This window comes from Bradyrhizobium sp. Leo170, from assembly GCF_004296405.1.
GTDB lineage: Bacteria > Pseudomonadota > Alphaproteobacteria > Rhizobiales > Xanthobacteraceae > Bradyrhizobium.
The window spans coordinates 1-20,359 of record NZ_PSRR01000131.1 but is presented as its reverse complement, the minus strand read 5'-3'; the positions used below and the strand labels follow the sequence as shown (position 1 = coordinate 20,359).

Genomic DNA, 20,359 nt, shown 5'->3' with positions numbered 1-20,359 from the left:
CCATGTCCGTTTTTTGTTGTTTCCAGCTGTCCGCCAGCCTCCGGCTAAACCGCGAACCCCTTGTTTTCTCTAATCTTTTGCCTATTTTCCCCTCAGTAACCGTTCGCCCTCGTTCGCGATTGTTGGGGCGGATTTCAGACTCAAATGCAGACTCGAAGCAAGAGGGGAATAACCGCAAATGCCTAACAGGACACCGACCAAACGCAAGGGCATCACCGACGACGCGCTAGCCAAGCTCGCGCCGCGCAAGGCGCAATATCGCCACGGCATCGGCTCTGGGCTTTATCTCCTGGTCAAGCCGAACGGTACCAAGATCTTTCGTTGGGACTATGCGTTCGGCACCTACACCGAGGGCAAGCACATCGGCGAGCCGATCCGCAAGACCATCACGTTCGGCCTCCTCTCGGAGATCAAGGTCGCGGAGGCGATGGAGAAACTGACGGCGGCGCGCAAGCAGCTCAAGGCCGGCATCGACCCGCTGGCGGCTAAGCAGCTCGGCGAGCTGGCGCCGGAGGCGAACGGCTTTCCCCGTTTCGCCAAGGTCGCGAACGGATGGCTGACCACGCTTGAGGGCAAATCGTACAAGACGAAGAACCGCGCCGAGAACATGGTTCGCTATCTCTGCGAGGGCGTGGAGCGCGACGGCATCAAGGTGCCTGGGTTCGGTCACATCACCACCGATCTGGTCAAGGGCAGCCACCTCTCGCCGATCCTCGTCGCGTTCGAGAACGAATACGAGACCCGCCGCCGCCTGCTTCCGGCCGCACGCGACATTATCGATTATGCGGTACCGCGCGGCATGTGGCCGGAAGACTACGCCCCGTTCGATCGCCTGAGCGCGTCGAAAGGTTTCGCGGACCATGCCACCGAGAACCGCCCGGCGATCATCGAGCCGAAGCCGTTCGGCGAGCTGCTGCGCAAAATCGATAGCCACCGCGCCGACAAGCTCAAGACGACGCGGCATCGTCACGAGCTGATCGGTCTGAAGCTCTTGGCGCTGACGTTCGTCCGCCCCGGCAACGTCGAGCAGGCCGAATGGTCGGAGATCGAATACGGCGGCGAGGTCAACCAGTGGACCATCCCGGCGGCAAAGCTCAAGATGTTCAGCCAGCGCCGGAAGGCAAAGAAGGACAGCGCCGCGCGCGACTTGGTCGTGCCGCTGTCGCGTCAGGCCGTGGCGGTGCTGATGGATTTGCGCAAGCTGACCGGCAACAGCCGGTACCTGTTCCCCGGCGTCAGCAAGGACGACCCCGAAAAGGAAATCGGGATGCCCACCGGTCGGCTCAACGATGCGCTGGTCGAGCTTGGCTATCAGGGCATCCATTGCGCGCACGGCTTCCGCTCGTCGGCGTCGACCATGCTCAACGCCGAACGCGTCACCATCAACGGACACCAGAGCGTACGCTGGCCGGAGCAAGGCGCGTTGATCGAGGTCCAGCTCGATCATGACGACGCGTCGACGCGCGCGATCTATAATCGCGGCGGCCGACTGACGGAGCGCGCGGACCTGATGCAGTTCTGGGCCGACAAGGTCGACGCGATGCGCGACGGCGCGCAGGTCATCAAGCTCGCTGCCTAATACTTACTCGTCCGCCAGGAGTCCGGCGGGGCCGACATCATACGGACGTCCCCCCGGTTTTGCGCTTCGTTGCACCGAGCAAGTCTGCTTATCGCTTGGTTGAGCGAGATTGCCGCAGCTCACGCATTGGGTGCCATTCGTGTTTTTGACGCAAATCTCGTAGTTGTCGCCCTTGTTCGCGACGGTGCAATCTGTCCCGCGAGAGATACAGATTCCGAGAGCCGTGCCCGTCTTGGTCGCGAACGCCGGCATCGCCGCAGTGAGTGAAAAGACGAACACCGCAGCAATGCGAAGGCACATGGTGTTGCGCACAGTCTTTCTCCTTGGTTCCGTTTTTCCTAAGCCAGCATTGACACCGACATACTGACCTCGAACGCAGGTCGGGTAAGTGAGGTCGCTCACAAATTAGCCGAATGTGTCGTCAAGCTTCGCGACGCACAATGACATTGCGCCGCCGCAAGGTCTCGGACGGCAGCTCGTCGAATAGCGCTTGATAGTCCCGCGCGAACCGGCCGACATCGGCGAAGCCGTGATCGACCGCAATCCCCGTGACCGTATCGCCGGGCGCCGCCGTCAGCAGCGCGGTGTGCGCATGGCCCAGTCGCGTGCGGCGAAAGAATTCCATCGGTGGCACGTCGAGGACGTCAGCAAAAGCGCGCTGCAGGGCGCGAGGAGACACGCCGAACTGGTGGGCCAGGTCGGAGAGGTGCGCCCGCTTTGAACCGGTCTCGATCAAGAAGCGGTCGACGTCGCGCACCAGCGCCAGAGCAGACCGCACCGGAATAGGGCGATAGCGCCAGCGATCGATCACCGGGGCGGTCATCAATTCCAGAATGCGGCGCCTGTAATACTCGGCGGTCTCGGCCGACATGGTCAGCCCTTCACGCCCGATCGCCGTCAGCAGCATCCGCAATCCTGCGGCGCGGGCGCGAGCGACGGCTGTATCAGCCGTCAGCACCGTGAACGGCTGGCGCCATACGGCAGCATCCTGCACGGCAGGCTCGGTGCCGAGAAACGCAAACAGCTCCTCGGGTTCGACGAAGATCGATGCATAAACATTGATGCCGAAATAGCGCGCATACAGCTCATATCGAGGCTGGATGATGATGAGGTCGCCGGGTTGCGCTTCAACGTTTTGGAACAAGGCCGGTGCACCATCGAGCATCATGCCGAGCATCAATCGGCCTTCGCTCAAGATGCCGCGTGAGCGCAGACCGCGCGAGAAGATGCCGCTAGACGCGCCGAGACGGCCAAGCGTCAGGTGCGTCAGCTCGCCCACCATCTTGCCGTGCTCAAGCTGCACGATTTCCGTAGGCGCATCCTGCACTGCATCGCGCAGCATTTCGAAATCGGAAAATGGCGTCCGTCGTACCGTGACCGCTACCATGCACGTTGGTAGCGCGCCCATTGCCGATTCTTAAACTAACAATTCCTCACAATCGCAGTGAAGATTGATGACGCAACTTACGTATTGACCTGCCAAAAAAAGAGAGCGCTCAGGAGTTGCTTGCATAGCAGGCGCAACCGCGACAGCGACCTATGCGGATCGTGCCAACGTGCAGGTTGCATCGATGGTACGCCAGCCTGACATATAGGGTGCTACTTTATCCCGTTTTTTACAGCGCATAAGACGCGCGAGCGCGCAACGCCTGACAACAACCACACGACAGAATGCACGCCGAGGTTAGCAACTTAGACAAAAGTTGCGAGCGCGTTTTCGCCACAGTTCAATTGATACAAGTCACACAACCGTGACGAACAAAAAAACGAAACGCCAAAGGACCACGATGAATCGTCAATGCGGCAGCTGCTCGCTTTGCTGCAAATTGCTACCGGTCCCGCCGTTGGGAAAACCGGCAGGCAAAACGTGCGATTATCAAAAATTCCTGAAGGGCTGCACTGTCTATCGCCGGGCATCGATGCCACCGGAATGCCAACTGTGGTCCTGCCGTTGGCTGGTCGACGATGACGCCGCTGATCTATCGCGGCCCGATCGCTCGCACTACGTCATCGACATGATGCCGGACTACATCTCGCTACGCGATAACACGACTGGCGAGCTGACCAACATCCAAGTCGTTCAGATCTGGGTCGACCCTCGTCACCGCGATGCACACCGCGACGCCGCGTTGCGGCGATGGCTGTATCGCCGTGCCGAGAAAGGATTCGCTGCCCTGATCCGATTTAACAGCCGCGAGGCCCTCGCGCTGTTCGCGCCGCCCTTCGCTGCCGATGGAGATTGGCACGAGATGGACGGCACTTCGGACCCCCGAACGCATACGTTCGGAGAGGTCCTCAAAGCGCTCGCGGAAGCGCCAATGACTGAAAGGACGCGCCATGACCAAGAGAGAGAAACCGCCGGAGGTTGACCACTTTTTCATCCACTGTGAGGCGCAGGCCCACGAAGTGGGGCCGATCATCGCCATGCTGACCCGGATGGGGGTCAGGAACATCGGCTATGAGCTGAGAACGGACATCCCTGCGTTCGCGAGCAAAACCGCGCATGACATCAAGGCGGAGGATTTCCTCACCGCCTGGATCGCGGACCATCCGACCTTCAAGGCCATCGATGCGGTGCGTCACTTTCGCGCCGACGGGCGGACTAACGGCGCCTGCTACACCGCGCTGCGGACCATGGTCGAGAAGGGCACGCTCAAGAAGCTGTCCTCGGGCAACTACGCGCGCGCGGACGTCAAGGCGCTGGAATCGCCGAAGCCACACAAGGCAGCATCCAAGACGGTCAAGCACGAGCGCACCGGCCGTGAGGAAATCGAGCGCTTCATCCGCAACCGCAAGAGCTTCACGGTGGCGCAGCTCCGCGAGCTGTTTCGCCAGCAGGAGCGCAAAGGGAAATCCGTCAGCCCGATCATCGTCAAACTGCTCGGCGCGAAGACCATCAAGCGAATCGGTGCGGGCGAGTACGCCGCAGTGACGCGAAAGAAGACGCCAACCAAGCCGAAGAAGTCGGCTGCAGAACGAACAACGGCATCACGCCTGAATGGCAGCGGGTCGCCGGCTGGGGAGACGACCAATGCGTAAACTAGGACACAATTCTGGCAGCCTCTGGCTCAGCCGCACCTACAATTCGCAAGATCGAGATCCGGAAATCGAGCGCTTCGAGACGCTGCACCGGAAGGACCGGCTCAAGGATCGCGATCTCGCGATACTGGCTGGCCTGTCGGCGTCGACGGTGTCCAACATGTTCGGCGGCAAGACGCGCCGACCACAGCACACCACATTCGCCAAGATGGCCGGAGCGCTCGGCTACAAATACGACCTAGTCCGCGACGCCAAGCCCGACTACGAGACCGAATTGCCGAAAGCACGGGAGGAATTCAAGGCCTACCGCGCCACGCTCGCCAAAACCAAGAAACGCAAAGCCAAGGCCAAGACAAAACGGACATGGCGGGAGCAAATAAGAAATGGGACAGCGTAAACCGCCGCTCGCCGGTCTTAAGCCGCGCGGGCCGACTGACAGTGACCTCCTGGTCGGTCAGCGGATTCGGCGGCGCCGACTGGAGAAGAATCTCAGCCAGACGCAGCTCGGCGCCGCGCTGGGGGTCAGCTTCCAGCAAATCCAGAAGTACGAGAAAGGCATCAACCGCGTCGGTGCGATCCGGCTGCAGCAGATCGCCAACCAGCTTGAGACCGAGGTCGCAGTTCTCCTCGCCGAGACCGGTCGAAATCTGCCGTCAGCAATCGACCAATTCCTCGCGACCAAGGAAGGTCACGACTTGTTCGAGGCCGTCATGCGGCTCAGAGAGGATGCAAGGCTGCTGCGTGCCGTGGTTCGGGCGATCGACGTTTTTTCGAGGGAGGCTTTGTCAGATGATAGATGAGCCAGCCGAAAACCTGCCCAGGCCCATGGAGGACCAAGGCCTGATCGACCGCGCCGCGCGAATCATCGACCAGTTCGCGTTTCGAGAGAAACAGCCAATGATGCAGCGGCAACGCATCGCGCGCAACAAGGCGACCGCCATTCTCGCCGACGCAATGACCATCCGCGAGGAACTGCTCAATGAACTTGTCGGCGCGCACCGGCAAATCGACGAGCTGCTCGGGGGGAAGCTCGGGATCAGTTCGCCCGAGCTGTGGTGCGGCATCAACCGCCGCGCCGCTCTGCTCGCGCGCCACGGCAGGCTGTAGCCGTGACGACGGAGATGATCACGCGATGCTGGCTGTGTGGCGCCGTGCATACAGCGGCCAGCGCCATCGCCGAGGGCTCCGTGATCGGACCGGAGCCGGTGCCGAGCGATGGCGATTCCACGCTCTGCGTGTCCTGCGGCAGTTGGGGAATCTTCGCAGCCAATACCATCGATGGCTTGCGTGAACCGACGCCTGCGGAGGCGCGGCAGATCCGCCGCAACAAACTTTGCCAGCTCACGGCCGAGGCATGGCTCCAGGTCAGAGCACGCAAGCAATGAGGGACAAGAACATCGGCTGAAACAATACGCTGCGACCGGGGTGTGTCCCATCCAAAAAACCGGTTGCAGTGGTCCGAAGGCCCGTCGCCCGAACCGCTGCCCCCAGCCCCAGCGGGCGGCGGGCCGGAGGACCAACCTCGATGAAACGGAGCAGAGCATATGACGCGATTTGAGGCGCGCTCAACCTCCTACAAGAACGATTGCGTGCTGTGCCGGCGGGGTCGCGGTATCTGGCGCCACCCCGAAGTTCGCCGATTTTTTATCTGCGACGATTGTTTCGCCGCAGATCGACACCGCGACATAACCTGGCTGGCAACGCATGGCCAGACCCCGCCTGACCGAGGCGAACGCGGTGGCGAGACGAGCGCAGCACGTTCGGGAACAACGCATAGCAGCGAGGAAACGCATGGCTGACGATCCGCTTCGAATGATGTCCTCTGAATTTGATTTGTGGGGCGTCAAATTTGAACACCGCTTTCGAGGCAGCGGCCACATTGAGATCCGCTGGCAGGTATCGCCGTACAAGCCTGTACGGTCTCACATCGTGGCCAAAACGCCGAGCGACCATCGGTGGTTTTTGAATGAGCGCGCTCGCATCCGGCAATTATTCCGGCAGGACGGCCTTACCCTCAAGGAGGAGGTTAAGAAGCAGCCGCAGCCGGTGCAAATCCCGCAACCGGTCGGCAAGCTGGAGAAGGCGCTGCAAATCCCGCAGCCGGTAGAGACCGACCGCGAACTGCTTAGGTCGCTACGCACCGATATCGCCGACCTCACCGACCTCGTACTTCATCTCACCATGCGGCTCGATCAACTGGTTGCGACGCCAGGAGCACCGGTAGCAGCGCCAGCAGTCGAACCCGCGCCGCCGGCTGTCGAAGCGCCCGCGAAGAAGCAACAGCCATTCCGTGGCGTCGATATTGTTTCCTGCATGTCCGACGGCTGGAATTCGATCGAAGCCATCGCCAAAGCCGCCGATATCCCGATCAAGATCGCCCATCGCAAGCTCTACTATTTGCAACGCAAGGGGGTGCTGGAAACCTCGAAAGGCCGATGCCGCCGCAAGCTGAACCTCGAATTGGTTACAAGGCGAAAAGATGTACCGAAGCCCATGCGCCGAAACCGATCATTCGCTGGCGAAGCTTAGGGCGCGCATACGAATGAAACTTTAAACGCCGGAAGGGACGGGGCATGGCAGAGCGTACCAACTATGAGCTAAGCGAACTGATCATCCTGTATCAGTTGCTCGAAATTTCGCGGGCGAAAGCCCAAAAGATTTTGTCGCGGCAGCAGGAAGCCGACCGGGAGATGGATCGGGCACGGCTCCAGAAGATCGCTGTTGAACTGGATCTTGCCGAGGACAACGTGCGATGCATCATCCGCGCAACAAAAAAAGCCCCGCCCGAAGGCGGGGCACATGAGCAGTAAAGACGATCAAGGCGGCTAGCAGCCTTTGCAGATGGACGGCGGCGCGGGCGGATAGGGTGGCAGGTCTTCGACCCGGCTACCTGATGGGGGGAAAGCCCAGGGTGCCGCTACCTCCGAGCAGGCAGGACAGCAGCCCGAAGATGATCACCACGACGGCGATGGCGACGAACGCCCACAGCACGATCATGAGAATGCGGCCGATGATCGGCATGCCGGTCAGGCTGTCGAGAAACGGGATCAGGAGCTTGATGATCGCGACCACCGCGCCGATGACGATCAGCCAGATGATAAGCTGTTGAACCCATACAAGAGAAAAGCACATCGTGTCCTCCTATCAGGCCAAGAAAAAGCCCCGCCGGAGCGGGGCAGTTCGGGAGATCGGTCTTTTTGGGACGCGCGGTTATTCCTGCTTCTGCGGTGAAGCTGTAATGCATCGCCGCGCCAGGTCGGCGAGCAGCATGTCTTTTCGTTCCTGCTGTCCCTTCAGGTTCTGGGCGATGTCGTGCAGGATGTAGCCGCCGCCGAGCAAGAACAGCACGTTGACGACGACAAGCGCCAGCGCCAGGGGCTGGCTCTTCAGGCTCTCGACCGTCGCGGTCGCGACCTTGCCGCCTTCCTCAGCGACGCCCATGGTCACACCGCCGCAAAAGCCAGCGAGCGCGCCGTCCAGATCGAGGCCAGCGCAAATTCGATGTCACCGTCCGGCACGTTGGCGCCGTACTGTTCCGGATCACTTTCGATGGTCGCGGCGATCGTCGGGTTCGATGAGATGACGTGCGCTGCGACGAGCTGCGGCTGCTCGTCACCGCGAATGACGCGACCCGCATAGTCGATCCGCACGTCATGATCGGGCGTGGCCGGGTCCTCGCTGGCAACGTTCTGCGCCGTCTTGAACATCAGCATCATGACGCGACCGGCGAAGTCTGCATTGGACGCCGTCGCGATCAGATCGTGCGCGGACATGGACTACTAGACTCCCAGAACTTGCGCAATGGTCTTTCCGGCAAAACTGTCCAGCTCGGGATTAATCGGCGGCTGGTACGGATCGGGCACCCCGCCAGCGGCGAGCCAGCCTTGATATGCGATCCAGTCGTGGTTGGCGGGATCATTTGGGATGCCGGCATTGTCCGTGGTGCGGATGACGGCGTCGGTTGCGGTGAGGCGATAATCAGCCATGGGACGACCCTGATAAAGCGTCGACGCGCGCGCTCAGGGTCTTGACCGCATTCACCAGCGCGTAGATCAGCGGCGTGGTGTCCAGCGTGCGCAGGTCGCTGACCGGCTTGCCGTCGATATAGCCTTCGACTTGATCCACCATTTCGGGCATCGGGCGTTCAGCGTCTTGCGCCACCAGACCGACAAGTTTGGTGCGGGCCTCGGCCATCGCATAGTGGAAGCTCTCCGCATACGGCGACTGTGCAGCCTTGCCGGGCGGCGGCGGCTCATGGGTGTCATTGCCCTTGAACGTGTACCACACCGGCTGCAGTTGCAGGATTTCATCCAGACCGTGCTCATAGTGACCGCGCACGGTCTTGATCCGCGCATCGGAGCTGTCGGTCCACGTGCCGCCGCCGGGCTTATAGGCGGCGCCGCCGGTATGATAGAGCGTGCCGGTCAATTGATGGTGCGTCGTCGAGTAATCCAGGACCAGCAATGGGTTGGCGGCCGATTCGTCGGTGATGCGATACTTGCCGTCGTTCCAGCAACCGGTGGAATAGGATCGCGAGCCGGCGACGTTTGTCAGCAACCGTGCAAAGCCACCAGCCGGCGCATTGCATTTGAAACCATCGCCGGCATTCGAAATCACTTGACCGGCCACCGCCGCCACGCCACCGACGTTCAGATTGCCGCTCACTGAGAAATGGCCGGTCAATCCGTGATTGTTGTCGTAGCTGAGCGTGAGCACGACATTGGCCCCGGTCTCGTCGGTGATGCGACACCGCGCATCGGTCCCGGTGCCCCACGACCACCACCGCGCACCAGCCACGTTCGAACCAAACCGGGCGTAACTACCAGCAGGTGCATTGATCACGACGCTATCTGGAGCCGCGACCACCAATTGTCCGGTCATGGTGTCGCCGGCCTTGGCCACCATGCCGGCGGACTTGCCGTCGACGTAGCTCTTGGCCGCGGCGTCGCTGTTCGCAACCGGTGGCGCCACCAATGTGAGCTGCCCGGTCATCGGCACCGAGCCATCGGCATAGAGCAGCGGAGCGGTGCCGATCTGCATTCCGACCGTGGTCCACTTCTCGCCATCCCAGCGATAGTTCGGGATGCCGACGATCGGGCTCGGCGGGTAGACCTGGCCAAGCGTCGGCGAGCTGGGGAAATCGAGCGCCATCACAACCTCGCCAGAGCCTTGAGAAAACCACCGCCGCCGGCACCTTGACTGTAAATCTGCGATGCCCCGACCGCAAAGCCGCTCCCTGCCGCGGCAACCGCCATAATGTTGCCAACCATGCTGGCACTGGCGGACGAAATAGCACCTCCGTTCGAGGTCAAACCGCTGACAATCAAGGTCGGCGTCGCACGCATCATCGTCGGCAAAGGAATAACGAATTGGGTGCCAGCAGCCGTGTCATTGTAAGAAATTGCCAGCCTGATCACTGCAGCCGTCGTACTCCATATCCAAGCCTGCCGCTGGCACTTCAGCAGCTCTTGCTGATAGTTCGGCACTTTATAAGCGGGTGCCGACGAACCCTGATAGAGCGCAACGTCGAACAATTCGAACACGTTGCCGACCGTGCCCAGGAAATTGAACTGGTTGGGCGAGCCGCAGAACCCGCCGGCCGTCCATGATCCCGGCGCTTGCTGGTAGTTCGCGCCGCTCACTAAGGCCCAATGGACAAGTAGCCCTCTCATGTTGTCCTTGGCCCATGCACCGCTCACGTCGCCCGGGACAGTGATGTATCTCACGACATCCTTGCCGGCCTCGGCCGCGGAGATGGTGTATTCCGCGGTGTAGGAGCGGCCGGCAGCCGGCGGACCATCGAACGTCGCGCTCCAAGTGCCGGCCGGAGCGTTGACGCCGAAGCGCAGCGTAACGGTTTTAGCGGCAGACGTTCCGAACAACAGATCGGCGACATCGAAGCCTTCCAGCGCGTGGTAAAATTGCAGAAAGCCGCCGGCCGCGATCGATGGCTGCGCACTCGTCACCGTGGCGCGGATGCGATAGGGCGACCCTCCCGGCGTCGCCTTGCTGAGTTGCTGCACCGATGCCGCGCCGGAGATGCCACCGCCGACGTAGGAAAACATATCGACCGGATACCAACCCGAAGCAATGCTGTCGGTCTGGCCGTTCTCCTGGCTGATCATCATCGCGCCGTTGACGACGTAGTTGTAACTTTCGTTATAGGGTTGCACGCCCAGATTGGCGCGGGCCTGCGCCTTGTCGGGCACGTCGAACAGATTGTAGGTCTTGAGGAGGAACGAGCCGAGATCGGGCTGCGGGCAGGCGATCACCCACTGCGTCGAGGTGCCGTCATTGTACCTGAAGTAGAGAATGCCGGTGTCGCTCTCCCACCACAGCGTGCTGTCGGCGACGCCAACCGGCGGCGTGTCGGAGACGATGACCGTGGCGGTGCCGGCGGGGCCGGGCGGACCAGTTGGCCCCGGCGGTCCTGGATCACCCTGGGGGCCTTGGGGGCCTTGCTCGCCTTGCGGGCCTTGCTCACCTTCGGGACCCTGTTCGCCCTGATCACCCTGATCACCCTTCGGGCCTGGCTCGCCCGGCGGGCCTGAATCGCCTTTGTCGCCCTTGTCTCCTTTCGGACCAGGCGGCCCTTCCTCCAAGGTCTGGATGATCGAAACCTCATCGCCGGAGATGACCTCCACATCGTCCGGCGGGTCCTGACTGATCGCGACCTCGTCATCGTTGTTGATCACAACAACTTCGATCATCGCGATGGCCCTACACCAAGCGTGAAGGTGCCACGCCAGACGCGGCTCTGCGCGCCATCTCTCGACCGGATCAGCGATTGATCGTATTCGCCTGCAGTGAGCCTTTCGAGATCCTCCTGTTCGATAATCAGCTCGAACTTGCCGTTCACGGCATCGAGCACGACAATCCGGCCGTTCTCCGTTGTCAGCTCCATCGCGACGGTGGCGTCTTCAGCGCGCGCCCGAAGCATCATGTGAAACGCCGAGCCGGTCAGATCGATCGGCACACCCGACACCGTCTGATAGACAAACACGCGCCGGAAGTCGGCGTCGCTTTCGGTCGAGATGTTGACGGTGGCAACCATGCATCATGCCGTCTTGATCTGAACATTGAATTGACCGAGCATGTCAAGCAACGCCGCCTCGGTCTGGTTGCCATCGACATCGCGCGGCCACGGGTAAGCTCGCTCCCCGATTTTCCCAACCCAGGCGACGTAATCAGGATCGTCCTCGGTCACGACCATCCGCTGGACGCTACCAAAGACGCGGCCGTCATCGGCGATCCAATACCAATTGCGAACGTCGAATGTCATGCTCTCCCTCCTCACATATACTGACCGCCGGTCGACGTCGCTCCAGCCACGTTGCCGGGGAAATGGTTGACGCCCTGTCCGGTGACGATGGTGCTGTTCATGTCGGCCTGATATTTCTTGCCGGTCACGTTGCCATAACCGGTCGTCGTGCCCATCGGATTGACCCACACACCGAGCATCGACGTGTAGCAGAACGCACCGGAGAAGCTTGCAGGTGCCGGGATATTCCACGTCGGCCTGGTGACCGGATTGAGGATGATCAGCGAATTGACCTGACACCAGAAGTGATACGTCGCGCTGCCGCTGATCGTGTGACTTCCGGTAAGACCGACGGTGCCGCCATCGGTCGCCACGATCTGACCATAGGCCGCAACACCCCACTCGATGTTGTTCACGGTGATGCCGCCATTGTTGCCATGCGACCAGAGACAATTGCCGTTGTCACCGACCGCAGGATTGCCGGCCGTGCAACTGATCTTGCAACCCTCCAACCAATAACCCGGACCTGCGCAAAGGATCGTCGTACCGAGATTATGCGTGAATTGAACCGACCCAGGTGAGCCAGGATTGCCTGTGATCTTCACGGCACCAGAACCGTTCATCAGCGGCAAGGAAATCTGACCATTATAGACGCCGTTGGCGACATGAATGGTGACCTGATAGCCGTTAAGATTGAAGCTCATCGTCACGTTGATGGCGTGCTGGACGGTCGCAAATGGCGTGCCGGGTGTCAGGCCATCATTCAACGTGTCACTGCCCGTGGTCGCCACATAGTAATCCAGCGAGGCCGACAACATCGAAACGGCATTCGCGCCGATCACAAAGAAGACGCTGCCATCATAGACCAGTTCAATAACGTCACCGGCCCAGAACTCACCGGCCTGAATGTCCTTGCCGCTGCGCTTCTTGATCGGCTTTGGCCCCAGCGCGTTGACATTGAGCACCGATGGCCCGGTCGGCGAATGCGTGACCAGCATCCGAACCGTCAGCCCATCGCGGTACGCTGTTGGAGCCGGATCGAGCGTCACCTGATAGGCGTTCGCCGTTCCGGCATCGACCCCGTAATTCGGCTTCTGCTGCTGCACGCTTTGCGCAAGCTGGGTCAGATCGGAATTGGCGGGCGTGATGCCGTTCTTATTGATCAGTGCGACGATCTCGCGCTGCGGATACTCAATCGATGCCGCGGGCGGGATGCTTCCAGCCTGACCGGTGGCTGGGTTTCCGTTGAGGTACGGGGCGTTGGGATCGCTCACGCCATAAGGCTGGTTGTATTGCATGCGCGCGTCCTCTCGCAGCGGCTCGCGAGAGCTGCTGTTGGTTCAGGTCAGAAAGAGGGTCGGTTTGCTAAGGTGTCCCGGCCATCGGGTCGTCGGGTGTCAGGCCGGAGTAATCGAAGATGATTTCGGTGTGCGCCGGCTTCCAGCGCTGCAGGATGCATTCAAGGTCTTCGGCGTGACCGATGCGCAGATGCGGATCGATACCGGTCTGGCCGCCGCCCGCACCGACCCGAAACCAGGTCAGGCTGGTCTTGTGGACGTGCACGGTCCAATAGAAGCGGTTCTCCGGCGGCCCGAGACCGTAGTTCGGCCATTCCGACAATTCACCATCACCGACCGGTTCGCCGTTCGGGTTGACGATCGGCGCATAGGGCCAAAACCAGGTTGGGCTGAACATCGGCACCGAGCCGTCGCCATAGACGCGATTGTCGCCGCAGCGGTCCAGCCCAACCATGAACGGGCGATATTCGCTGATGGTGATCGAGTAGCCGATCTCAGCCGCAACATCGATATAGAACTGGCGCGACTGCGCGCCGAGCAACGTCATCCGCATGACCAGCGCGCGCTGCCGCTCGCCGATGGTTTGCGGCGCGGAGTAGCAGGGATCGGGCAGACCCCAGTTGCGCTCCCAGTCCGGCAGCAGCTCCTGCGTGATGCGCGGAGCGCTTTCCTGCTCTAACAGATCGGCGGCGCGGCTATCGACGAAGCCCCAATAATCGCACAATCCATCGCAGACCTGCCACAGCACGCTGTCCATGGTGTGCTTCGGCCACGCCTGGCCCTGCGGCAACAGCTCAAGAAAGGCATCGCGGTAGTCGTCGCCCGATCTGCGCAGATGCCGATCGCTCATGGCACGTCATAGACGATGTTGCCGAGCACGGCCATGTGGCCCGGCGAGGGCATCACATAATCGTCGTCGCTGACCAGCCTGAACGACTGTACGCTCGGCGCATTCATGATCGCGTAGGACACCCAGGCCGCATAAATCGTCGCCCCTGGCGCCGCCATCTGATGCAGCATCTCGCGCAGGCTGGCTTCGATCTCGGCCTTGGTCTCGTCGGTGTTGGGCAGCTCGGCGATGCCGATATCGATGAACTGTTTGATCGGCGCGACCACGAAGCAGTCCTTGACCGTCACCGGCCGCATCTTGTCGATGTAGGCCGCGACCGCCTCGATGTCCTGGACCTCGGGCCAGCCGTCATTGGCGGCGCGCAGGTCATCCATCAGAAACCGCACCGTCATGGTGCCGATGCCCATTTCCTGCGGCGCCGCCCACGCCCGGGTGACGCCGGGCACCGCCAGCGCCCAATGCTCATAATCATAGGCCGCGCCGCCCATCGGCGGTTGCTGTATCCGGCGCAGAATGCGGTCGCGCAGCTGCTCATCTGTTTCGTCGTCGGTGCCGCGGGTCATCGTCACCACGGTGGCCATGGTGTCGACGCCGGGCACTGGCGGATAGATCGACAACGCGCTGTCGGCCGGCAGATTGCCGAACGCGCCGGGATCGAGCGCGCGGATTGGCCCGGTCACCGGAGAGCCGGCCGATGTGGTGATATCCTCAAGGGTCTCGAACGTCACCGCGTTATAGGGCGATGTTGAGCCGGGCGGCATGGCGACGCCGCTCTGCAGCTGGGTGTGGGCCGGAATCACGGTGCCGTCGATGGTGGCGGTGAAGCTCGCGGTGCCATACGCCAAGGTGGCCAGCTTGCGGCCTTTCGAGCCGTCGGCATTGACCAGCCAGATCTGGCCGTGGCGATCGAGCCATTCGGTCTCCGCGGTGTCGGGCAGCAGCTGCAGCGCCAGCCAGTCGATATATTGCAGCGTCAGATGACACAGCGCGCCCTGGTTGTCGGAGAGCACGCGCAGCACGCTGTTGGGCACGTTGGCGTCGGCGCCCGGCAGCGAGGCGCGCAGGCTGTCGCGCACGAGGCTCCGCACCTCGCGCAAGGCTGGCGTTTGCCAAGGCATCTATGACCCCGCTAATGCGTCCCAGAGCACGGCGTAGCGCAGCTCGATCTCGCGCTCCGGCCCGCGGTAAATCCGGATCAAGGCATCGATCCGCTGCTTGTCGATCCGCGACACCCAGACATCGAAGCCGGTGCAGATGCGCCGATCGACGAACGGCTGGATGGCGTCGCGGATGTACTGCTCGACCAGCACCACGGTGGCACCGTTACGGGAGGCCGGGGAATCGATCTTGGAGCGCCGCAGCAGCCACAGCTTCGATCCGATCGGCCAGCCATTCCACAACAGCTCGGCATCCATGTTGCCCCACCAACCGGCGCGGTCGGTCGAATCCGGGTCCGGCAGAATGTCGTCTTTGTCGGCGAGCGCGTCGGTGCCGAGCGCGACAATCACGGCGGTGGCCAAGGCCTGGGTGTCGTCGAGCGTGCCGTTATCCAGCAATGACCAGTCGACCGTGACCGAATATTTCGGAAAGACGTTGTTCTGGACCAGCCGGATGTCGGGAACGTTGATCTCGTTCGACATGGCTCATCCGACCCGTTCGAAGGCATGGGCACGCACCACGCCGTTGACGATCAGGTCGCCGTTCACAACCAAGTCCCCATCGATCACCAACCGGCCGTCTTCCGTCTTGCTGACGTGCGGGATGATGGAATTGATGTAGCTCATCACCGCGTTGACCGCGGTATCGAGCTGGCCCTTGGTGGCAAGGTGCTGCGCCGCGGTGGCCGGCGCGGCAGTCACCTGCTTGGTGAATTCGCCGAAGCCTTGGGTGAACTTGTCGCCCATGATCTTGACCAGCGGCCCGCCGGCCATCGGCGTGCCGTCCTCGCGCAACGCGGCACCGGGCTGTGCGGAGAAGGTGTGCGTGCCGGTCTTGTAGTTGATGGTCTGATCATGCACCAGATTGGTGGTGTCTTTGGTGACCTCCAGATATTGCTTGCCGCCCTTGTCGTAGCGTTTCTTCTGGCCCTTCGGCTTCTGGCTGCTCTGGCCGCCGCTTTCGCTGCCGCCACCGGCCCTCGCCTCGACGTTCCTGCCGCTCGATTGCTGCTGATCATCCTGCGGCGGCTCGCCAAGTTGGAACTTCAGTTTCTTGTCGGTGCGGCCGGTGATGAACACACCATCCTTGTTCATGTGGATTTGGTGCTGGAAATGGTCGAACATCGCGACGTCGCCCTTCTCCAGCTCTTTCAGCCGGTAGCGCCGATCGTCCATATTGCCGACCACCGGAAATGAGCGATTGCCGCCCATGAAGCTGACGAAAGTTTCGGCGCTGGCGGTGATGTTGCCGTTCTTGTCCTTGGTGGCGTCCATCACCACGCTGGTGAAGCCGTAATTCTGCGGCGCCTCGATCGCCTTCCTGGATTCGTTGGCCATGAAATGGCTGCTGGATTCCTGCATCGCCTTGCTGTCGTCGACGCCTTCCACGACGCTGCGGGCGCCGCCGGAGACGTAGCCGAGGAACGACGTGTTGAGCGGCGTGGCGCGATGCATTGCAATGCTCTCTCTATGTGGATGCTGTCGGTGCGGCCGGTGTCTCCGGCGCTGGCGGTGTCGGTGCCGGATCGCCGATGGTCTGCCCGCCGGGCTGGTTGGGGTGGCGGACATCCCAGCCCATGCTGTCGCGCAGCAGCCACGGCGCCACCACATCGAGCTTGGTCAGGGTGCCGGTGTTGCGATCCTGGGTGAAGGTGACGCGCTGGATCTTCATCGGCATGTCCAGCATCGCCATCGGCGAATAGACGTGAACGTCATCGCCGGGCTGCCACAACGATCGGCCGTCGCGCAGCCAGCCGTACACTACGATGGTTGCGGTGACGTTGGTGCCGTTGTGCCAGATCGCTTCATACTTGGCGCGGTTGCAGACTTCCGGCTGCGTCTTCACCGGCTGCTCGGCCGGCGTGATCAATTTGGAGAACATCGAGCCCGACATGCCGGTGACGCTGCATTTCAGCTCGCTGGCCGCGGTGCCGGAATTGTCGTCGCTGGCGGCGTGCTGGCCGATCACCTTGTGCTCGGTATAGACGTGCTCATGGCTGATCACGCATTGGCACGACTTGATGTTGATGCCCTCGATCAGCTCGCTGACGATGGTGCCGGTGTGCTCGCCGATCAAAAGGAAGCTGCCGTGCGCATCCGAGCCCATCACCACGCCGCGCGGGCGCGCGATGCGCTCGAGGAAATCCCAGACCAATTCGCCGGGATTGTTCTGCAATTTCGGGAATGGCGTCAGGTCCGGCGACCCGACTACCTTGATGCCGACGCCGTAGGGCGCGACCACTTCCTGCGCGACCTGGACCACGTTCTTGTCGTCGAAATTCCCGGTCTTGGTGTCGACGCTGGATTTCGCCGCGTTGGCGGTCAGGCTCTTGCCGATCAGCATCACGCCGTGCTGGGTGGCGTCATAGGCCACCTGACGCACTTCGATGAAACCGGTGATCGCGAGCTGGCCGGCGAGCAGGATGGTGCACTGATCATCCGGCTTGAACTGCAATTTCTGCCACAGCGGCACCCTGCCGCGCGCCGTCGTCACCTCGGTGTCGCGCTCGGCCGCGGTGAACTTGAAATGGCTGAAGGCTTCCGCCCAATCGCTCGAAACCTCGACGGTCTCCCAATCTTCGAAGATCAAGCCGGCGACCACCAGCTGCGCGACTTCCTGGGGTCGCGGCATGTGATCTCCTTAAGGTTCGCTCATTGCGACAGCGCCAAGCCCTCGGTCGGGCAGAACGCCGGATGCACGATCTTGTTTTCCTGCCGCACTTCATCGGCGCGCGAGGCGTCGTCATAGAGCCGATAGGACAGCATCAGCGATGGCAGCACCGCGGCGAACTGGTAGCGCAGCATGCGCGGCAACGGGCGCGCGGTCTCGACCAGATGATTGGTGATCGCCGCCTGCAGCCGGATCAACGCCTGATAGGTCATCGAATCCATATCGTCGGCCGCGATCTCCTCGGCCTCGGCGAAGGGCTGCGCCATCTCGTTCTTGATCAGCGCGACGCTCTGCCGGCTGACGAACTCCATCCGGGCGATGATCGCGGCCTCGGTGGCGAGGCAAAACCGCACACTGGCGTTCTTGACCAGGATGCCGCCCAACGTCGCGGTGGTCTCGGCATCAAGCTGGCGCCGCACGCTCTCGATCTGCTGCAGCGTGGACCCGGCGAGCCGGGCGTCGTCAAAGCAGGCATCGAGCGATGGCCCGATGTCGTCATGGATCAACAGCTTCAAGGCATTGGCGCGGGTGTCGCCGATCGTGGTGCGGGCCTGCGAGCCGGCGCGGCCCTTCGGCGGCACGGTCGCGATCAGGTTGGCCAGCATGCGGTCGACGATGCCGGCGGCTTCGATGGCGTCCTGCCGCTTCATGCGTTGACCCCGGCCGGCGGATTAGCCAGCACGCGCTGCGCCTGGTTGCGCAGGTTTTGGCTCTCATTCATCAATTTGCCAGCGGTATCGATGGCTGGCGTCCAGGTCTGCGGATCGAGGCCTTGCTCTTGAAACGTGATATCGAACACGCAATAGCCGCCGAGCTTTTCTTCCTCCGTAATCCGATAGCGCGGGCACACCACGATCTGGTCGCCCAAGGTCGGCAAGCGCAGCCGGCCCGGGCCTTCCTCCTCCAGCGCCGCGATCAGGCGGTTGCGCGCCAGCTGATAGTCGCGGCGATACAGGATGTCGTTGGCGGCGTCGTCATAGGGATAGACGATGCAATAGGCGCGGATCGAAAACGTGCGCGCGACGCGGCCCATGTCCTCGGCGTAGGGCAATTCCTTTTTCGGAAACACGTGTTCGACGATGCTGCGGCCGCCTTCCCGGCTGTTGACCTCGCAATGGAAACGCGCGTTGCGGAATGACGCCGGCATATAGCGGTTGCGCCACGCCGTTGGCAGATCGAAGATCGTCGCCATCGATCATTCCTAGATGTTCATCGGTTCTTCGTTGGTCGCCGAGCGCTTGGCCGGCTCCATCTGGGTCTGCCGGTTGACCTCGACTTCCTTGAACAGGCCGCCGCCCTCGGCGCCGACTTTGGTGCCCTTCGGCGCGTTGACGTCGACGCTGATCTTGCCGGTGCCCTCGACCTTGGTGGCGTTGGCCTGTGCGCGATCGACTTGGGCGCGATCGGCGATGGCCTGCTGATTACGTGCCGCGAAGGCCGCGCTCGCACCGGTCGAAAATTCAACGCCGCGCCGCCGGCCTTCCCAATAGTTGTAAACCTCGCTCGATCCTGGCACCGCGACGCGACCGGGCAGATGGGTGCCGGGATCGCCCTCCATGCCTTGGTTGGTGCGGCCTTGGATCAGGTTGCTGCCACCGCCGACCGCCGCCACCTGTTTGTCGAATTCTCGCTGCTGCGCCGGGCTGATCGATTTGGCGCCCATGCCCGGCTTGTTCATCGCGTAGAAGCGGCTGTTCAGTTCATCCTTGAGGGTGTAGCCGGGCACTTTTTGCCGGATCATCGAGACCCGGTTGTACAGCGCCTCGACCGTGGCGGCGCCGCCGCCCTCATAGGCCTGCAGTTGCGACAGCTTGGCCTTGACTGCCGGATCGTTCAGCTCGGCCATCAACGGCGCGCGCTGCTCTTGCAGGTATCCGCCGCCACCCTTGCCCCCGGCTGGCGTATCGCCCGCGCGTTGGCCTCCGCCCGGGCCTGCGGTCTGACCGTTGTTGGCGACTTGGCTGCGATCCCAATCCGGACGGCGCGCTGTAATTTGCGAGGCTGAACGCCATTGCGTCGACACGCCGCCTTGTCCGGACGCGGTGCCGCCTTGGTTGCCGCCGAGCATTTCGTACTCCAGTTCACCGGTTCGCGGATTCTTTCGCGTTGAACCGGTAAGAAAACCGACATGCCCGCCGGTCTGGCCGGCGCTGCGGCCCCGCGCCAATATGCCGATGTCGCCCGGCTGCACGTTTCCCGGTTTGACCGCCGAGCCGTAATTTAGAAAACTCGTTGCAACCAGCGAGCCGGAGCCCTTCATGCCGGCCTTCGCAAGATTGGAATTGACGAATGCCGCGCACCACGCCGTGGTTGCCGGATTAACCTTGATGCCGTTCTCGCGGAAGAAACCGCTCAGTTTGGTCTGATCGCGGATTTCATCTTCGCCGAGATGTTGCCGCGCGAAGGCCAGCGCCTGCGCCGGACCGGCCTCGCCGTTGCCGGAGGCCTGATTGCCGGCGGGTGAAATGCCGCCGCCGACGTCGCTGCCATTGGGCGCGCCGCCG

28 protein-coding genes are annotated in these 20,359 nt (G+C 62.1%); 9 read left to right on the top strand and 19 right to left on the bottom strand.

Annotated elements, in window-relative coordinates:
- Nucleotides 1-178 precede the first annotated feature (178 nt).
- Nucleotides 179-1,579: a tyrosine-type recombinase/integrase gene (locus CWO89_RS21820; protein WP_130580807.1), complete on the top strand. Its 1,401-nt coding sequence runs from the start codon at nucleotides 179-181 to the stop codon at nucleotides 1,577-1,579.
- Between the two features lie 3 nt (nucleotides 1,580-1,582).
- On the opposite strand, the gene CWO89_RS21815 is transcribed toward CWO89_RS21820, so the two are convergent.
- Both CWO89_RS21815 and CWO89_RS21810 read right to left on the bottom strand, forming a co-directional pair.
- Nucleotides 1,583-1,891: a hypothetical protein gene (locus CWO89_RS21815; RefSeq protein WP_130580806.1), complete on the bottom strand. Its 309-nt coding sequence runs from the start codon at nucleotides 1,889-1,891 to the stop codon at nucleotides 1,583-1,585.
- A gap of 109 nt (nucleotides 1,892-2,000) precedes the next feature.
- On the bottom strand, nucleotides 2,001-2,756 hold the full coding sequence (locus CWO89_RS21810; RefSeq protein WP_165421275.1) for an AraC family transcriptional regulator: 756 nt from the start codon (nucleotides 2,754-2,756) through the stop codon (nucleotides 2,001-2,003).
- A gap of 667 nt (nucleotides 2,757-3,423) precedes the next feature.
- On the opposite strand from CWO89_RS21810, the gene CWO89_RS21805 reads away from it, so the two are divergent.
- The 8 genes from CWO89_RS21805 (at nucleotide 3,424) to CWO89_RS21770 (ending at nucleotide 7,428) form a co-directional block, all read left to right on the top strand.
- Complete coding sequence (locus CWO89_RS21805; RefSeq protein ID WP_165421274.1) at nucleotides 3,424-3,948, top strand: hypothetical protein; 525 nt, start codon at nucleotides 3,424-3,426, stop codon at nucleotides 3,946-3,948.
- The gene (locus CWO89_RS21800) at nucleotides 3,917-4,618 is read left to right on the top strand and encodes a hypothetical protein (protein WP_130580803.1); all 702 of its coding nucleotides are present in this window, start codon (nucleotides 3,917-3,919) and stop codon (nucleotides 4,616-4,618) included. Before CWO89_RS21805 ends, CWO89_RS21800 begins: the two co-directional genes overlap by 32 nt.
- A complete protein-coding gene (locus tag CWO89_RS21795; RefSeq protein ID WP_130580802.1) occupies nucleotides 4,611-5,015 on the top strand; it encodes a hypothetical protein in 405 nt (134 codons plus the stop codon). The genes CWO89_RS21800 and CWO89_RS21795 overlap by 8 nt, the downstream gene beginning before the upstream one ends.
- Nucleotides 5,002-5,418 (top strand): helix-turn-helix domain-containing protein, encoded by a 417-nt coding sequence (locus CWO89_RS21790; RefSeq protein ID WP_130580801.1) that lies wholly within the window; start codon nucleotides 5,002-5,004, stop codon nucleotides 5,416-5,418. The genes CWO89_RS21795 and CWO89_RS21790 overlap by 14 nt, the downstream gene beginning before the upstream one ends.
- Nucleotides 5,408-5,725 carry a hypothetical protein gene (locus CWO89_RS21785; protein ID WP_130580800.1) on the top strand — a complete coding sequence of 106 codons (318 nt, stop codon included), beginning with the start codon at nucleotides 5,408-5,410 and terminating at the stop codon, nucleotides 5,723-5,725. The genes CWO89_RS21790 and CWO89_RS21785 overlap by 11 nt, the downstream gene beginning before the upstream one ends.
- Nucleotides 5,726-5,727: 2 nt before the next feature.
- Nucleotides 5,728-6,003: a hypothetical protein gene (locus CWO89_RS21780; RefSeq protein WP_130580799.1), complete on the top strand. Its 276-nt coding sequence runs from the start codon at nucleotides 5,728-5,730 to the stop codon at nucleotides 6,001-6,003.
- 406 nt (nucleotides 6,004-6,409) lie between these two features.
- Nucleotides 6,410-7,147 carry a hypothetical protein gene (locus tag CWO89_RS21775; RefSeq protein WP_130580798.1) on the top strand — a complete coding sequence of 246 codons (738 nt, stop codon included), beginning with the start codon at nucleotides 6,410-6,412 and terminating at the stop codon, nucleotides 7,145-7,147.
- Nucleotides 7,148-7,191: 44 nt separating this feature from the next.
- A complete protein-coding gene (locus CWO89_RS21770) occupies nucleotides 7,192-7,428 on the top strand; it encodes a hypothetical protein (protein ID WP_130580797.1) in 237 nt (78 codons plus the stop codon).
- Nucleotides 7,429-7,504: 76 nt separating this feature from the next.
- Here the strand turns inward: CWO89_RS21770 and CWO89_RS21765 are convergent, their stop codons facing one another.
- The 17 genes from CWO89_RS21765 to CWO89_RS46030 all read right to left on the bottom strand — a co-directional run.
- The gene (locus CWO89_RS21765; RefSeq protein ID WP_130580796.1) at nucleotides 7,505-7,750 is read right to left on the bottom strand and encodes a hypothetical protein; all 246 of its coding nucleotides are present in this window, start codon (nucleotides 7,748-7,750) and stop codon (nucleotides 7,505-7,507) included.
- A 78-nt stretch (nucleotides 7,751-7,828) separates the two neighbouring features.
- Nucleotides 7,829-8,059 (bottom strand): hypothetical protein, encoded by a 231-nt coding sequence (locus CWO89_RS21760; RefSeq protein ID WP_130580795.1) that lies wholly within the window; start codon nucleotides 8,057-8,059, stop codon nucleotides 7,829-7,831.
- A 2-nt stretch (nucleotides 8,060-8,061) separates the two neighbouring features.
- Nucleotides 8,062-8,391, bottom strand: coding sequence for a hypothetical protein (locus tag CWO89_RS21755; RefSeq protein WP_130580794.1), 330 nt, complete (start codon nucleotides 8,389-8,391; stop codon nucleotides 8,062-8,064).
- Between the two features lie 6 nt (nucleotides 8,392-8,397).
- Nucleotides 8,398-8,604 carry a hypothetical protein gene (locus CWO89_RS21750; RefSeq protein ID WP_130580793.1) on the bottom strand — a complete coding sequence of 69 codons (207 nt, stop codon included), beginning with the start codon at nucleotides 8,602-8,604 and terminating at the stop codon, nucleotides 8,398-8,400.
- On the bottom strand, nucleotides 8,597-9,769 hold the full coding sequence (locus CWO89_RS21745) for a tail fiber domain-containing protein (protein WP_130580792.1): 1,173 nt from the start codon (nucleotides 9,767-9,769) through the stop codon (nucleotides 8,597-8,599). Before CWO89_RS21745 ends, CWO89_RS21750 begins: the two co-directional genes overlap by 8 nt.
- Nucleotides 9,769-11,328, bottom strand: a complete 1,560-nt coding sequence (locus CWO89_RS48880) for a hypothetical protein (RefSeq protein ID WP_207234534.1) — start codon at nucleotides 11,326-11,328, stop codon at nucleotides 9,769-9,771. The genes CWO89_RS21745 and CWO89_RS48880 overlap by 1 nt, the downstream gene beginning before the upstream one ends.
- On the bottom strand, nucleotides 11,325-11,672 hold the full coding sequence (locus CWO89_RS21730; RefSeq protein WP_130580790.1) for a hypothetical protein: 348 nt from the start codon (nucleotides 11,670-11,672) through the stop codon (nucleotides 11,325-11,327). The genes CWO89_RS48880 and CWO89_RS21730 overlap by 4 nt, the downstream gene beginning before the upstream one ends.
- 3 nt (nucleotides 11,673-11,675) lie before the next feature.
- Nucleotides 11,676-11,900 carry a hypothetical protein gene (locus CWO89_RS21725; protein ID WP_130580789.1) on the bottom strand — a complete coding sequence of 75 codons (225 nt, stop codon included), beginning with the start codon at nucleotides 11,898-11,900 and terminating at the stop codon, nucleotides 11,676-11,678.
- Nucleotides 11,901-11,911: 11 nt separating this feature from the next.
- Nucleotides 11,912-13,177, bottom strand: coding sequence for a hypothetical protein (locus CWO89_RS21720; RefSeq protein WP_130580788.1), 1,266 nt, complete (start codon nucleotides 13,175-13,177; stop codon nucleotides 11,912-11,914).
- Between the two features lie 67 nt (nucleotides 13,178-13,244).
- Entirely contained in the window at nucleotides 13,245-14,027 is a 783-nt protein-coding gene (locus tag CWO89_RS21715) for a YmfQ family protein (protein ID WP_130580787.1), read from the bottom strand.
- Nucleotides 14,024-15,145 carry a baseplate J/gp47 family protein gene (locus tag CWO89_RS21710; protein WP_130580786.1) on the bottom strand — a complete coding sequence of 374 codons (1,122 nt, stop codon included), beginning with the start codon at nucleotides 15,143-15,145 and terminating at the stop codon, nucleotides 14,024-14,026. The genes CWO89_RS21715 and CWO89_RS21710 overlap by 4 nt, the downstream gene beginning before the upstream one ends.
- Complete coding sequence (locus CWO89_RS21705; protein ID WP_130580785.1) at nucleotides 15,146-15,667, bottom strand: phage GP46 family protein; 522 nt, start codon at nucleotides 15,665-15,667, stop codon at nucleotides 15,146-15,148.
- A gap of 3 nt (nucleotides 15,668-15,670) precedes the next feature.
- The gene (locus CWO89_RS21700; RefSeq protein ID WP_165421273.1) at nucleotides 15,671-16,639 is read right to left on the bottom strand and encodes a phage baseplate assembly protein domain-containing protein; all 969 of its coding nucleotides are present in this window, start codon (nucleotides 16,637-16,639) and stop codon (nucleotides 15,671-15,673) included.
- 13 nt (nucleotides 16,640-16,652) lie between these two features.
- A complete protein-coding gene (locus CWO89_RS46035; protein ID WP_165421272.1) occupies nucleotides 16,653-17,816 on the bottom strand; it encodes a phage baseplate assembly protein in 1,164 nt (387 codons plus the stop codon).
- A 20-nt stretch (nucleotides 17,817-17,836) separates the two neighbouring features.
- Nucleotides 17,837-18,505, bottom strand: coding sequence for a hypothetical protein (locus tag CWO89_RS21695; RefSeq protein ID WP_130580783.1), 669 nt, complete (start codon nucleotides 18,503-18,505; stop codon nucleotides 17,837-17,839).
- Nucleotides 18,502-19,047, bottom strand: a complete 546-nt coding sequence (locus CWO89_RS21690) for a DNA circularization N-terminal domain-containing protein (protein ID WP_130580782.1) — start codon at nucleotides 19,045-19,047, stop codon at nucleotides 18,502-18,504. Before CWO89_RS21690 ends, CWO89_RS21695 begins: the two co-directional genes overlap by 4 nt.
- 9 nt (nucleotides 19,048-19,056) lie before the next feature.
- On the bottom strand, nucleotides 19,057-20,359 hold a 1,303-nt coding region (locus tag CWO89_RS46030; protein ID WP_502702911.1), incomplete at its 5' end, for a C40 family peptidase.

What these genes read in the sequence shown, in the direction of transcription:
- CWO89_RS21820 (WP_130580807.1), top strand. Translation starts at nt 179, where the DNA reads ATGCCTAACAGGACACCGACCAAACGCAAGGGCATCACCGACGACGCG.
- CWO89_RS21810 (WP_165421275.1), bottom strand. Translation starts at nt 2,756, where the DNA reads ATGCTCGGCATGATGCTCGATGGTGCACCGGCCTTGTTCCAAAACGTT.
- CWO89_RS21800 (WP_130580803.1), top strand. Translation starts at nt 3,917, where the DNA reads ATGACCAAGAGAGAGAAACCGCCGGAGGTTGACCACTTTTTCATCCAC.
- CWO89_RS21795 (WP_130580802.1), top strand. Translation starts at nt 4,611, where the DNA reads ATGCGTAAACTAGGACACAATTCTGGCAGCCTCTGGCTCAGCCGCACC.
- CWO89_RS21790 (WP_130580801.1), top strand. Translation starts at nt 5,002, where the DNA reads ATGGGACAGCGTAAACCGCCGCTCGCCGGTCTTAAGCCGCGCGGGCCG.
- CWO89_RS21785 (WP_130580800.1), top strand. Translation starts at nt 5,408, where the DNA reads ATGATAGATGAGCCAGCCGAAAACCTGCCCAGGCCCATGGAGGACCAA.
- CWO89_RS21775 (WP_130580798.1), top strand. Translation starts at nt 6,410, where the DNA reads ATGGCTGACGATCCGCTTCGAATGATGTCCTCTGAATTTGATTTGTGG.
- CWO89_RS21770 (WP_130580797.1), top strand. Translation starts at nt 7,192, where the DNA reads ATGGCAGAGCGTACCAACTATGAGCTAAGCGAACTGATCATCCTGTAT.
- CWO89_RS21765 (WP_130580796.1), bottom strand. Translation starts at nt 7,750, where the DNA reads ATGTGCTTTTCTCTTGTATGGGTTCAACAGCTTATCATCTGGCTGATC.
- CWO89_RS21760 (WP_130580795.1), bottom strand. Translation starts at nt 8,059, where the DNA reads ATGGGCGTCGCTGAGGAAGGCGGCAAGGTCGCGACCGCGACGGTCGAG.
- CWO89_RS21755 (WP_130580794.1), bottom strand. Translation starts at nt 8,391, where the DNA reads ATGTCCGCGCACGATCTGATCGCGACGGCGTCCAATGCAGACTTCGCC.
- CWO89_RS21750 (WP_130580793.1), bottom strand. Translation starts at nt 8,604, where the DNA reads ATGGCTGATTATCGCCTCACCGCAACCGACGCCGTCATCCGCACCACG.
- CWO89_RS21745 (WP_130580792.1), bottom strand. Translation starts at nt 9,769, where the DNA reads ATGGCGCTCGATTTCCCCAGCTCGCCGACGCTTGGCCAGGTCTACCCG.
- CWO89_RS48880 (WP_207234534.1), bottom strand. Translation starts at nt 11,328, where the DNA reads ATGATCGAAGTTGTTGTGATCAACAACGATGACGAGGTCGCGATCAGT.
- CWO89_RS21730 (WP_130580790.1), bottom strand. Translation starts at nt 11,672, where the DNA reads ATGGTTGCCACCGTCAACATCTCGACCGAAAGCGACGCCGACTTCCGG.
- CWO89_RS21725 (WP_130580789.1), bottom strand. Translation starts at nt 11,900, where the DNA reads ATGACATTCGACGTTCGCAATTGGTATTGGATCGCCGATGACGGCCGC.
- CWO89_RS21720 (WP_130580788.1), bottom strand. Translation starts at nt 13,177, where the DNA reads ATGCAATACAACCAGCCTTATGGCGTGAGCGATCCCAACGCCCCGTAC.
- CWO89_RS21715 (WP_130580787.1), bottom strand. Translation starts at nt 14,027, where the DNA reads ATGAGCGATCGGCATCTGCGCAGATCGGGCGACGACTACCGCGATGCC.
- CWO89_RS21710 (WP_130580786.1), bottom strand. Translation starts at nt 15,145, where the DNA reads ATGCCTTGGCAAACGCCAGCCTTGCGCGAGGTGCGGAGCCTCGTGCGC.
- CWO89_RS21705 (WP_130580785.1), bottom strand. Translation starts at nt 15,667, where the DNA reads ATGTCGAACGAGATCAACGTTCCCGACATCCGGCTGGTCCAGAACAAC.
- CWO89_RS21700 (WP_165421273.1), bottom strand. Translation starts at nt 16,639, where the DNA reads ATGCATCGCGCCACGCCGCTCAACACGTCGTTCCTCGGCTACGTCTCC.
- CWO89_RS46035 (WP_165421272.1), bottom strand. Translation starts at nt 17,816, where the DNA reads ATGCCGCGACCCCAGGAAGTCGCGCAGCTGGTGGTCGCCGGCTTGATC.
- CWO89_RS21695 (WP_130580783.1), bottom strand. Translation starts at nt 18,505, where the DNA reads ATGAAGCGGCAGGACGCCATCGAAGCCGCCGGCATCGTCGACCGCATG.
- CWO89_RS21690 (WP_130580782.1), bottom strand. Translation starts at nt 19,047, where the DNA reads ATGGCGACGATCTTCGATCTGCCAACGGCGTGGCGCAACCGCTATATG.